A 12,077-nucleotide genomic window follows, 5' to 3' on the forward strand; every position below is an offset into this window, starting at 1 on the left:
CCCCTCCCGGGCAACCACGCGCGGTGCCCGGGTTGTTCCCGTCCGGACCGCCGGACCCACCCGGCCGGGTGCGCGGGGCACCCGGCCGGGTCGGCGTCGCTCCCCCGCCGGTCAGCGGGTCTTGGCGACCAGGGTCAGCACGTCGTACTTGGCGACCGACTCGCCCTTCTGGTTGACCAGGTCCGCGTCCCAGCGCACCTCGCCGTAGTCCTGGTCCTCGCGCGGGGTGATCTGCTTGGCGGTCAGCGTCACGGTCAGCTCGTCGCCGGGGAAGGTCGGCGTGAGGAACCGCAGGTTGTCCAGCCCGTAGTTGGCCAGCACCGGGCCCGGCTCGGGCGAGACGAACAGGCCGGCGGCGAACGAGACCACCAGGTAGCCGTGCGCGACCCGGCCGCCGAAGAACGGGTTCGCGGCGGCGGCCTCCTCGTCCGTGTGCGCGTAGAAGGTGTCCCCGGTGAACGACGCGAAGTGCTCGACGTCCTCCAACGTCACCACGCGCGGTCCCGCGACCACCGAGTCGCCGATCCGCAGCTCCGCCAACGACTTGCGGAACGGGTGCTCGGCGGACTCGGAGCGCTCCGCACCGGCCACCCACTGCCCGGTCACCGAGGTGAGCACCCGGGGGCTGCCCTGCACGGCGGTGCGCTGGAGGTGGTGCAGCACGCCCCGGATGCCGCCCATCTCCTCGCCGCCGCCCGCGCGGCCGGGCCCGCCGTGCACCAGGGCCGGCAGCGGCGAGCCGTGGCCGGTGGACTCCCGGGCGTCGTCGCGGTCGAGCACGAGCAGCCGGCCGTGCCACGGGGCGACGCCGAGCACCACCTCGCGGACGAAGGACGTGTCGTAGCTCACCACGGATCCGACCAGGCTTCCCGCTCCCCGGGCGGCCAGTTCCACGGCGTGGGCGGCCCCGGAGTACGGCAGCAGCGTGGCGACCGGGCCGAACGCCTCGACCTCGTGCGGCTGGGCGCGGTCCGGGTCGGCCTTGAGCAGCACCGGGGACAGGAACGCGCCGCGCTCGGCGTCGGCGTCCACCACCTCGACGGTGTCCGGCGAGCCGTAGAGGACCTCACCGGCCTCCAGCAGCGCCTTGAGCGAGCGCCGCACCTCCTCGCGCTGCTCCAGCCCGGCCAGCGCGCCCATCCGCACCGACTCGTTGGCGGGGTTGCCGATGACGACCCGGGCCAGCCTCGCGCGGGCCGCCTCGGCGACGTCGTCGAGCAGGTCGGAGGGCACCAGCGCGCGTCGGATGGCGGTGCACTTCTGGCCGGCCTTGGTGGTCATCTCGCTGACCAACTGCTTGACGAACAGGTCGAACTCCGGCGTGCCCGGGGTGGCGTCGGGGCCGAGGATCGAGCAGTTGAGCGAGTCGGCCTCGGCGTTGAACCGGACCGACGAGCGCACGACGGCCGGGTGGGTGCGCAGCTTCTGCGCGGTGGACGCGGAGCCGGTGAAGCCGACCAGGTCCTGCGGGGTGAGGTGGTCGAGCAGGTCGCCGGCGCTGCCCGAGACCAGTTGCAGCGAGCCCTCGGGCAGCAGCCCGGAGGCGAGCATCAGCTCGACCAGCCGCTCCGTCACGTACGCGGTCTGCGAGGCGGGCTTGATCAGCGACGGGACGCCGGCGACGAACGCGGGCGCGAACTTCTCCAGCGGGCCCCACATCGGGAAGTTGAAGGCGTTGATCTGCACCGCGACGCCCAGCAGCGGGGTGCCGATGTGCCGCCCGACGAACGTGCCGCCGCGACCGAGCGGCTCCAGCGCCCCGTCCACGTACACGGTGTCGTTGGGCAGCTCGCGCTTGGCCTTGCTCGCGTAGGTGAACAGCACGCCGATCCCGCCGTCGACGTCGATCAGCGAATCCGTCCTGGTCGCGCCCGAGCGGGCCGACAGCGCGTACAGCTCCTCGCGGTGTTCCCGCAGGTAGGAGGCGAGCGCCTTGAGCAGGGCGCCGCGCTGGTGGAACGTCAGCTCGCGCAGCGCGGGCCCGCCGGTGCGGCGGCCGTGGTCCAGCGCCGCCGCCATGTCGACGCCGGCGGACGAGATGCGGGTGATCTCCTCGCCGGTCACCGCGTCGTGCAGCGGCACGCCCTCGGCGGACGACGTGTGCCAGCGACCGGAGACGTAGCTGCGCAGCATGGCCATCGGTGGTCGACCTCCTCGTCGGTGCCGGTCGGTGTCCCGGCTCACCGGACAGTAGAGCCTGCCGGGCCATCGTGGCCCGGCCGCCGCCGGTGCGGCAACCACGACCCGTCGGGCGGCCCGGTGCGGGATGATCCACCCGTGCACGAGCTGATCAGGTCCGAGGCGGCCACCGCCGAGGCGGGCCGCGCCCTCACCGACCCCGTCGTGGCGGCCCTGGTGTCGTCGGGCACGACCCGGCTGCTGGCACCGGCCCGGCTGGGCGGCCGGGAGCTGGACCTGCCGTCGTGGCTGGTCGAGGTCGAGGCGCTGGCCAGGGCGGACGGTTCGACCGGGTGGACCGCGATGACCACGAGCGCCACCTCGGCGCTGGCCTGGTACCTCACCGAGGACGGTGCCCGCGAGGTGTTCGGCGATCCCGCGTCGGTGATCGCCGGGACGGCCGCGCCGGCGGGCTCCGCGACCGCCGCCGACGGCGGGTACCGGGTCACCGGCCGGTGGGGCTGGGGCAGCGCCGTGCCGCTGTGCGACTGGGTGGTCGGCGGCGCGCGCACCGCCACCGGGGCCACGTTCGCGATCTTCCGGCGGGACGAGGTGACCGTCCTCGACACCTGGCACGCCGCCGGGCTGCGCGCCACCGCGTCGCACGAGTGGGAGGCGGCGGACGTGTTCGTGCCCGCGCGGCGCGCGGTGTGGCCGGCCGCCGCCGAGGCCACCGGTCCGCTGCCGAGGTTCCCGTTCACCGCGTTCCTGGCGCTGGGCGTGGCGGCGGTGGCGCTGGGCATCGCGGCCCGCGCGGTGGAGGAGGTGGAGGCGCTGGCGGTGGTCAAGACCCCGCAGCACGCGACCGCCCCGCTGGCCGAGCAGACCGGCGCGCAGCTCGACCTGGCCACCGCCGAGGCCCGGCTCTCGGCCGCGCGGGCGTTCCTGCACGCCGAGGTCGCGGCCCGGTGGGCGGACGCGGTGGCGGACGTGCCGGCGGCGGTCGCCGACCGCGCGCGGCTGCGCCTGGCGTGCTCGCACGCGGCGGCCGAGGCGGCGTCGGTCACCCGGCTCGCGTTCGACGTGGGCGGCGGCAGCTCGGTGTTCGAGAGCTCGGCGTTGCAGCGGTGCCTGCGCGACGCGCACGTGGCCGCGCAGCACGGCCTGGTGTCCCGGCGGCTGTTCGAGACCTACGCGCAGGTGCGGCTGGGCGTGGCCACCGACACCAGCCGCCTGTGATCGGAATCGCGGCCTCCGGGCGGGCGTTGCACCGGGGGTGAAGCTCTCCGTCCTGGACCGGTCCCGCACCCGCGAGGGTGGCACGCACGCGCAGGCGCTGCGGGACACCGTCGAGTTCGCGCAGCAGGCGGAAGCCCTGGGGTACCACCGGTTCTGGGTGTCCGAGCACCACGGCGTGCCGGGCGTGGCCGGGTCCGCGCCGACCGTGCTGGCCGCCGCTGCCGCCGCGCGCACCTCGCGCATCCGGATCGGCACCGGCGGCGTGATGCTGCCCAACCACCGCCCGCTGGTGGTCGCCGAGCAGTTCGGCGTCCTGGAGTCGCTGTTCCCCGGGCGGATCGACATGGGCCTGGGCCGGTCGGTGGGCTTCACCGGACCGGTGCGGCGGGCGCTGGGGCACGACCGGCGCGACGCGGCGGAGTTCGGCGTGCAGGTGGACGAGCTGCTGGCGTACTTCACCGGCGACGCCGCCGTGTCCGGCTACCCCGCGACCGGGCTGCGCGTGCCGCCGTTCGTGCTGGCGACCGGGGCGGGCGCGGAGGTGGCGGCGTCGCACGGGCTGCCGCTGGTGATCGCCGCCGTCCGGGGCGAACGCGCGATGGTCGAGGCGATCGACGGCTACCGCGCCCGGTTCCGGCCGTCGACGTGGGCCGGGGAGCCCTACGTGGTGGTGTCGGCGGCCGTCGCGGTGGCCGACACCACCGAGGAGGCCCGGCGGCTGCTGCTGCCCGAGGCGTGGTCGATGGCCTGGTCGCGGACCCGGGGCGAGTTCCCGGCGCTGCGCGCGCCGGAGGACGTCCTCGCGGTGGCGATGACCGACCGCGAGCGGAAGTACGTCGAGGAGGCGCTGCGCGGCACGATCTCCGGCACCCCCGCCGAGGCGTGGCGGCAGCTCGACGCCCTGGCCGGGCGGACCGGGGCCGACGAGGTGCTGCTCACCACCAGCACCTACGACCGGGCGGCCCTGCTCACGTCCTACCGCCTGCTGGCCGAGACCCGGCCGGCCCGCCGCTGACCGGAGCCCGGCCCGTGGGACCGGGCCGGTCCGGCGCGGTCAGCGTGAAGTCGGCGAGCGGCCGGCGTGGTCAGCGGCCGGCGTGGTCAGCGGTCGCGCTGCTGGTCGGCCAGGAAGCGCTCGAACTCCGCGCCCAGCTCGTCCGCGCTCGGCAGCGGCTCGTCGGCGCCCACCAGCAGGTTGTCCGACGCCTCGGTGAACGCGTCGTACTGGCGCTCCAGCGCCTCCACGACCTGTGCCACCTCGTCGGACTCGGCGACCTGCCGGGTGATCTCGGCGTCCGTGCGGCGCGCGGACTCGTGCAGCGCGGAGGAGGGCACCACCAGCCCGGTGGTCCGGGTCAGCGCCTCCAGCAGGCCCAGCGCGGCGGCCGGGTAGGAGCCCTGCGCCAGGTAGTGCGGCACGTAGGCGGCGAAGCCCATCGCGTCGTGACCGGCCTCGCCCAGCCGCAGCTCGATCAGCGCGGCGAGGTTGCCGGGCACCTGCACGCGGCTGAACGGCGACTTCTCGGTGACCAGGTCGGGCCGCGTGGCGTGCGAGATCACCGACAGCTTGCGGGTGTGCGGGACGCCCATGGGGATGCCGTGGAAGCTCACCGCGAGCCGCACGCCCCAGCGCTCGACCAGGGTGCGCACGGCGGCGACGACCGCCTCCCAGCGCCGGTCCGGCTCGGGACCGGTCATCAGCAGGAACGGCGTGCCGACCGAGTCGTGCAGCAGGCGCACCACCAGCTCGGGGGCGTCGTAGCCCTCCCAGCGGTCGGTGGCGTAGGTCATCGTGGGCCGCCGCGCCCGGTAGTCGACCAGGTCGTCGACGTCGAACCGGGCCACCACCCGGTGCTCGTGGGTGGCCAGCAGGTGGTCGACCACCGCGGAACCCGCCGCGCCCGCGTCCATGAAGCCGTCGAAGTGGTGCAGCAGCACCGCTCCGGTCAGGTCCGGGACGTCGGAGTCGACCTCGAACAGATCCTCCGGGTCCAGCGCCACCACGTGCCTCCTCAGCTAGTCCTCCACCCTGACAACGCCCGACCCACCCCTGTTGATTCCCGTTCCGGTCCGCACCCGCCCTTCGCCGCCATCCGGCCGCCGCGCCTCCGCCACCTGGCCGCCCTCCCCCTCACCGGCCTTCCACCTGGCCGCAATCCCGCCGCCGCTGCGGCCTGCGCCGGCCCGCCGTAGTGCCCGCCTTGCGAAACGCCGTGGTTCCGTGCGTGCAGGTCCGGTGACCGGCCGTGACAACCCACTTGACCTCGACTCCGCTGGAGGTCCTACTTTCGGCCCATGGACATGGAAGTCACGGCGTGGATGTCGCTCTACCACGTGACCAACGCGCACGACGACCGGCGGCCGTTCTCCAAGGCCACGCTCAAGCGCATCTGGCAGTTCGCCCGCCCGCGCCGCGCCCGGCTCGCGCAGTACCTGGCCCTCAGCGTGGTCATCGCGGTCCTGGCCGTGGTCACCCCCGTCCTGGCCGGCCGGATCGTGGACGCGATCGTGCACGGGTCGCCGTTCGAGGTGGTGCTCGGGCTCAGCGGGCTGATCGCCGGGATCGCCCTGCTGGAGGCGGCGCTCGGGCTGCTCGCCCGGTGGCTGTCGGCGAGCATCGGCGAGGACCTGATCCTCGACCTGCGCACCACCGTCTTCGACCACGTCCAGCGGATGCCGATCGCGTTCTTCACCCGCACCCGCACCGGCGCGCTGGTGAGCCGCCTCAACAACGACGTGATCGGCGCGCAGCGCGCGTTCAGCGACACGCTGTCCAGCGTGGCGGGCAACGTCGTCACCCTGGTCCTGACCCTGGTGGTGATGATCGGCCTGTCCTGGCAGATCACGCTGCTGGCGCTGGTCCTGCTGCCGGTGTTCGTGCTGCCCGCGCGGCGCATGGGCTCGCGCCTGGCCCGCCTGGAGCGGGAGGCGGCCAACCACAACGCGACCATGAGCACCCAGATGACCGAGCGGTTCTCCGCGCCGGGCGCGACGCTGGTCAAGCTGTTCGGCCGGCCCGCGCGGGAGTCCGCCGAGTTCGCCGCCCGCGCCCGCCGCGTGCGCGACATCGGGGTGCGGTCGGCGATGGTGCAGGCGGTGTTCCTCACCGCGCTGACCCTGGTGTCGGCGCTGGCGCTCGCCCTGGTCTACGGCCTGGGCGGCTTCTACGCGCTGCGCGACCAGCTCGACGCGGGCTCGGTCGTGGCGCTGGCGCTGCTGCTCACCCGGCTCTACGCCCCGCTGACCGCGCTCGCCAGCGCCCGGGTCGAGGTGATGAGCGCGCTGGTCAGCTTCGAGCGGGTGTTCGAGGTGCTCGACCTCAAGCCGCTGATCACCGAGAAGCCCGACCCGACGCCGGTCCCGGACGGCGCGGTGTCGGTGGAGTTCGAGAACGTGTCGTTCGCCTACCCGTCGGCGGACAAGGTGTCGCTCGCCTCGCTGGAGGAGGTCGCGGTGCTCGACTCGCGGGGCGGGGTGCAGGTGCTGCACGACGTCTCGTTCCGCGCGGAGCCCGGCCAGGTGGTCGCGCTGGTGGGGTCGTCGGGTGCGGGCAAGTCCACCATCGCCTCCCTGCTGCCCCGCCTCTACGACGTGGACGGCGGCTCGGTGAAGCTGTCCGGCGTGGACGTGCGCGACCTGTCCGCGCAGGAGGTCCGCGACACGCTCGGCATGGTGACCCAGGACGGCCACCTGTTCCACGAGTCGATCCGCTCCAACCTGCTGCTCGCCCGCCCGGAGTCCTCCGACGACGAGCTGTGGGACGTCCTGCGCCGCGCCCGGCTCGCCGACCTGGTCGAGTCGCTGCCGGACGGGCTGGACACGGTGGTCGGCGAGCGCGGCTACCGGCTCTCCGGCGGGGAGCGGCAGCGGTTGACCATCGCGCGGCTGCTGCTGGCCCGGCCGCGCGTGGTGATCCTGGACGAGGCCACCGCCCACCTGGACTCGACGTCGGAGGCGGCCGTCCAGGCGGCCCTGGCGGAGGCGCTGGACGGCCGCACGGCCGTGGTGATCGCGCACCGGCTGTCGACGATCCGGGCGGCGGACCTGATCCTGGTGGTGGAGGACGGCCGAGTCGTGGAGCGGGGCACGCACACCGACCTGCTGGCGGCCGGCGGCCGTTACGAGGAGCTGTACCGGACGCAGTTCGCCGAGGAGGCGTCACCCGCCCACGCGGTGGGCGTGAACGGCGCCCAGGAGGCGGTCGTCCAGTGAGGAAGGGGCTCGTGCACTACCCGGCCAGTCCGTCGAAGTGGGCCTTCATCGACGGGTAGTAGGAGTCGAACTCCGGCAGCGGGGTGCCCGCGCGGGCGGCGACCAGCATGTCGAGGTAGAACTCCCACCCCGGTCCGATCTCGCCGATGCCGTCGGTGCCGTCCAGGTGGTGCACGAGCTTCAGCTCGGTCACACCGTCCACTTCGGACAGCAGGAACTCCAGCCGCCAGACGCCGTTGACGTCGGAGGTGGAGACGGCCAGCCGCATCGGCGGCTCGCACGCGTCGATGCGCGCCTCCATCCACGGCTGCTGCTCCTCGAAGGCCATCTGGACCTTGATGGTGCGGCCGGGAGCGCCTTCGCCCTCCCACGGGCCGAACCAGCGGGCGGTGCGCTCGGGCTCGGTGACGCTGGCCCAGACGTCCTCGGCGTGCGCGCGGAACGTGCGGGTGAGGACCAGGTCGTGCTTGTCGCCGACGCGGAACAACCGGCCGGTGGGGGGACTGGTCATGCGGTGTTCTCCTCTCGCCGGTCCGCGCGGCGCTCGCGGCGCGTCCGGTGGACCTCGGTTTCCAGGGCGTCGAGGTGGTGCTCCCAGCCCGAGGGCCGCAGCAGCGCGCCCAGCCAGCCGGCCAGGTCCGCCAGCGGGGCCGGGTCGAGCAGGTAGAACCGCTGCCTGCCGACCACCTCGTCCCGCACCAGGCCGCACTCCCGCAGCACCCGCAGGTGCCGGCTCACGGCGGGGCGGCTGATCTCGAACCGGCCGGCGATCTCGCCGGCCGACAGCCGGGAATCCCGCAGCAGCACCAGGATCTCGCGCCGCACCGGGTCCGCGATCGCGCCCGCCACCTCGTCCACGAGCAGAAGCGTAACCGATGCGTTACGCGTCTGGCAACGACCGGAGGTAGTCCCTCAACGCCCGGTAGTACGGCAGCACGGTGTCCAGGTCCGCGTGCTCGTCCGGCCCGTGCTGCCCGTCCCCGCCCACGCCGAAGATCACCGCGTCGACCCCGCGCTGGTGGAAGTACCGCGAGTCGGCCGCGCCGTGCTTGCGCAGCAGGTCCCCCGAGTACCCCTGCGCGCGGGCCGCCGCCCGCAGCGCCAGCACGTCCGGGCCGTCCGGGTCCGCCCGGTGCGGCGGTTCGCAGGCACCCACCTCCACCGGCAGCCCGCACAGCGCCGACAGGTGCCGCGCGACCTCGTCCGCGTCCCGCCCCGCGAAGTCGGCGTCCTCGGCCGGGAACCGGATGTCCAGCCACGCCGACGCGTCCGCCGGCACCTGGTTCAGCGCCGCGTTCGACGTCTCGACGCGGGCCACGTTGACCGTGGTCCGCCACTGCTCGGACGTGGGCACGGGGTAGGCGTCGAGCAGCGCGTCCACCGCCCGGAGCAGCCGCACCAGCGCGTTGTCCCCCAGCCACGGGTACGCGCTGTGCGCGGCCAGCCCCGTCGCGTCCACCCGGGCGTCGACCAGGCCCTTGGACTCGGTGACCAGGCGCAGCGCGCTGTGCTCGCCGATCACCGCGAACCGGGCCGCGACGCCCTGGTCGAGCTGGTGCCCCGTGCCGTCGCGCCCGCCGACCTCCTCGTCGGTGACCAGTTGCAGCCCCAGCGGGAACGACGTCGGCACGTCCCGGAAGACCAGCGCCAGCACCAGCGCGGACAGCTTCATGTCCTGCGCGCCGCGCGCGTACAGCCGCGACCCCTCCCGCCGCGGCTCGAACTGCTCCGGCGTGCCCGGCACGACGTCGAGGTGCGCGTTGAGCAGCACCCGGAACTCCGGGCGGCGCGCACCCCGGTACACCAGGGCGCTGGGCTTCCCACCCGACTCGAACCGCTCGGTGGTCACCCCCGGCCCGACGACGGCCAGCACGTGCTCGAGGGCCTTTGCCAGCTCGGCCGGCCGGTCGGCGGTCGAGGGGATGCGCAGCAGGCCGTCCGCCAGGGTCAGGAACTCGTCCAGGTCCACCGCCCCATCGTGCCGCAGCGCCCCTGCCGCAGCCGCTCCTCCAGTGCGCGCCGCACCGCTTCCACCCCATTGCGCGCGGGCGGCCCGGAGGTCCGTCAGGCGTGCTCCACCGCGTCCGCGTCGGCCAGGCCGAGGATCTCCACGGCCTGCCGGCGCATCTCGACCTTGCGGACCTTGCCGGTCACCGTCATCGGGAAGTCGTCGACGACGTGCACGTACCGGGGGATCTTCTGGCGGGCCAGCCTGCCCTCGCAGAACTCCCGGACCGCGTCGGCGGTGAGCCCGGCCGCGCCGGGCCGCAGCCGCACCCACGCCATGAGCTCCTCGCCGTAGCGGGCGTCCGGCACGCCGATCACCTGCGCGTCTAGCACGTCCGGGTGGGTGAACAGGAACTCCTCGACCTCGCGCGGGTACAGGTTCTCGCCGCCCCGGATCACCACGTCCTTGATCCGCCCGGTGATGTTCAGGTACCCGTCGTCGTCCATGACGGCCAGGTCGCCGGTGTGCATCCAGCGCGCCGGGTCGACCGCCTCGGCGGTCTTGTCCGGCTGCTCCCAGTAGCCCAGCATCACCGAGTACCCGCGCGTGCACAGCTCGCCCGGCGTGCCGCGCGGCACGGTCCGGCCGTGCTCCGGGTCGACCACCTTGACCTCCAGGTGCGGCCCGACGCGGCCGACCGTGGACACCCGGCGCTCCAGCGGGTCGTCGCGGCGGGTCTGCGTGGAGACCGGGGACGTCTCGGTCATGCCGTAGCAGATGGAGACCTCGCGCATCCCCATGCGCTCCACCACCTGCCGCATCACCTCAACCGGGCACGGCGAGCCTGCCATGATCCCGGTGCGCAGCGACGACAGGTCGCAGGTGTCGAACGCGGGGTCGGCGAGTTCGGCGATGAACATCGTCGGCACGCCGTAGAGCGAGGTGCACTTCTCGGCTGCGACGGCTTCCAGGGTCGCGGAGGGGTCGAACGCGGGCGCGGGGATCACCACGCACGCACCGTGCGAGATGGCCGCCAGGTTGCCCATCACCATGCCGAAGCAGTGGTAGAACGGGACCGGGAGGCAGATCCGGTCTTCTGCGGTGTAACCGCACAGCTCGCCGACGAAGAATCCGTTGTTGAGGATGTTGTGGTGCGACAGGGTCGCGCCCTTGGGGAACCCGGTGGTGCCGGACGTGTACTGGATGTTGATCGGGTCGTCGGCGGACAGCTCCGGCCACTCCGGCAGGTCGCCCGAGTGCCGCTCGTCCCAGTGCAGTTCGTCCCACTGGGGGCCGTCCAGCAGCACGACCTGGCGCAGGCCGGGGCAGCGCGGCCGGACCTGTTCGACCATCCCGGCGTAGTCGGAGGTCTTGAAGGAGGTGGCGGCCACCAGGGTGCGCACGCCGGCCTGGACGAGCACGTACTCCAGCTCGTGCACGCGGTAGGAGGGGTTGACGGTCACCAGGATCGCGCCGATCCGCGCGGTGGCGTACTGGGTGATCACCCACTCGGCCCGGTTGGGCGCCCAGATGCCGACCCGGTCGCCGGGCCGGATCCCCGACGCCCACAGCCCGGCTGCGACCGAGTCCACCTCGGCGACCAGCTCGCGGTAGGTCCAACGGCGGCCGGTGGCGCACTCGACGAGCGCCTCCCGCGCGCCGTGCGCCTCGACGGCGCGGTCGAGGTTCGCCGCGATGGTGTCGCCGAGCAGCGGCACCTCCGAGGTGCCCGAGGAGTAGCTCAACTCCGCCATCACGGCAACGTACCGCAGGTGGCGGCCCTGCGACCTCTCCACGCGGGAGGCGGTGCCCGGTGGTCGGAAGCGGGTTGCCCGGGACGGGGCGTGCCGGTCAGAGTGGCGGGATGCGCACCATCGGGCTGATCGGCGGCATGAGCTGGGAGTCGTCGGCCGAGTACTACCGGCTGCTCAACGAGGAGACCCGCCGCCGGCTGGGCGGGCACCACTGCGCGCCCAGCGTGCTGGTCACCGTCGACTTCGCGGAGATCGAGCAGGCGCAGCGGCACGGCCGGTGGGAGGAGGCCGGCGCGCAACTGGCCGGCGCGGCGCGGACGCTGGAGGGCGCGGGCGCGGAGCTGGTCTTGTTGTGCACCAACACCATGCACAAGGTGGCCGACGCCGTGGCCGGCGCGGTCGGGGTGCCGTTCGTGCACATCGTGGACGCGACCGCGACCCGGCTGCCCGGCCGGAAGGTCGGGCTGCTCGGCACCCGCTTCACCATGGAGCAGGACTTCTACCGCGACCGGATGGCCGCCCACGGCGTCGAACTCGTGGTGCCCGACGAGCCCGACCGCACCCTGGTGCACGACGTGATCTACGACGAGCTGACCCGCAACACCGTTTCCGAGCCGTCCCGGGCGGCGTACCGGGACGTGATGGCGCGGCTGGTGGCGCGCGGCGCGGAGGCGGTCGTCCTGGGCTGCACGGAGATCACGCTCCTGGTCGACCAGACCGACTGCGCCGTGCCGCTGGTCGACTCGACGCGCAGCCACGTGGAGGAGGCCGTGGAGCTCGCGCTCGCCTGACCGCCGGGCCCGCGA

Annotated in this window: 10 protein-coding genes; 4 read left to right on the forward strand and 6 right to left on the reverse strand. The window is 74.0% G+C overall.

The window, feature by feature from the left end; all coding sequences use genetic code 11:
* Nucleotides 1-111: 111 nt before the first annotated feature.
* On the reverse strand, nt 112-2,139 hold the full coding sequence (paaZ, locus tag AB0I60_RS24150) for a phenylacetic acid degradation bifunctional protein PaaZ (RefSeq protein ID WP_360733140.1): 2,028 nt from the start codon (nt 2,137-2,139) through the stop codon (nt 112-114).
* Nucleotides 2,140-2,277: 138 nt separating this feature from the next.
* Between paaZ and AB0I60_RS24155 the strand changes: the two genes are divergently transcribed.
* On the forward strand, nt 2,278-3,357 hold the full coding sequence (locus tag AB0I60_RS24155) for an acyl-CoA dehydrogenase family protein (protein WP_360733142.1): 1,080 nt from the start codon (nt 2,278-2,280) through the stop codon (nt 3,355-3,357).
* A gap of 37 nt (nt 3,358-3,394) precedes the next feature.
* Complete coding sequence (locus AB0I60_RS24160; RefSeq protein ID WP_360733143.1) at nt 3,395-4,372, forward strand: LLM class flavin-dependent oxidoreductase; 978 nt, start codon at nt 3,395-3,397, stop codon at nt 4,370-4,372.
* 86 nt (nt 4,373-4,458) lie between these two features.
* Here the strand turns inward: AB0I60_RS24160 and AB0I60_RS24165 are convergent, their stop codons facing one another.
* Nucleotides 4,459-5,358: a PAC2 family protein gene (locus tag AB0I60_RS24165; RefSeq protein WP_360733145.1), complete on the reverse strand. Its 900-nt coding sequence runs from the start codon at nt 5,356-5,358 to the stop codon at nt 4,459-4,461.
* A 318-nt stretch (nt 5,359-5,676) separates the two neighbouring features.
* Between AB0I60_RS24165 and AB0I60_RS24170 the strand changes: the two genes are divergently transcribed.
* Nucleotides 5,677-7,569: an ABC transporter ATP-binding protein gene (locus AB0I60_RS24170; protein ID WP_360733378.1), complete on the forward strand. Its 1,893-nt coding sequence runs from the start codon at nt 5,677-5,679 to the stop codon at nt 7,567-7,569.
* A gap of 16 nt (nt 7,570-7,585) precedes the next feature.
* Here the strand turns inward: AB0I60_RS24170 and AB0I60_RS24175 are convergent, their stop codons facing one another.
* The 4 genes from AB0I60_RS24175 to AB0I60_RS24190 all read right to left on the reverse strand — a co-directional run bounded on the left by AB0I60_RS24175 (nt 7,586) and on the right by AB0I60_RS24190 (nt 11,271).
* Complete coding sequence (locus AB0I60_RS24175) at nt 7,586-8,080, reverse strand: SRPBCC family protein (protein WP_360733147.1); 495 nt, start codon at nt 8,078-8,080, stop codon at nt 7,586-7,588.
* Nucleotides 8,077-8,427: a metalloregulator ArsR/SmtB family transcription factor gene (locus AB0I60_RS24180; protein ID WP_360733148.1), complete on the reverse strand. Its 351-nt coding sequence runs from the start codon at nt 8,425-8,427 to the stop codon at nt 8,077-8,079. Before AB0I60_RS24180 ends, AB0I60_RS24175 begins: the two co-directional genes overlap by 4 nt.
* 22 nt (nt 8,428-8,449) lie before the next feature.
* Nucleotides 8,450-9,538 (reverse strand): M20 family metallopeptidase, encoded by a 1,089-nt coding sequence (locus tag AB0I60_RS24185; protein ID WP_360733149.1) that lies wholly within the window; start codon nt 9,536-9,538, stop codon nt 8,450-8,452.
* A 95-nt stretch (nt 9,539-9,633) separates the two neighbouring features.
* On the reverse strand, nt 9,634-11,271 hold the full coding sequence (locus AB0I60_RS24190; protein WP_360733151.1) for an AMP-binding protein: 1,638 nt from the start codon (nt 11,269-11,271) through the stop codon (nt 9,634-9,636).
* A 110-nt stretch (nt 11,272-11,381) separates the two neighbouring features.
* On the opposite strand from AB0I60_RS24190, the gene AB0I60_RS24195 reads away from it, so the two are divergent.
* Nucleotides 11,382-12,062, forward strand: a complete 681-nt coding sequence (locus tag AB0I60_RS24195) for an aspartate/glutamate racemase family protein (RefSeq protein ID WP_360733152.1) — start codon at nt 11,382-11,384, stop codon at nt 12,060-12,062.
* Nucleotides 12,063-12,077 lie beyond the last annotated feature (15 nt).

Source organism: Actinosynnema sp. NPDC050436, from assembly GCF_040655415.1.
Classification (GTDB): Bacteria; Actinomycetota; Actinomycetes; order Mycobacteriales; family Pseudonocardiaceae; genus Actinosynnema.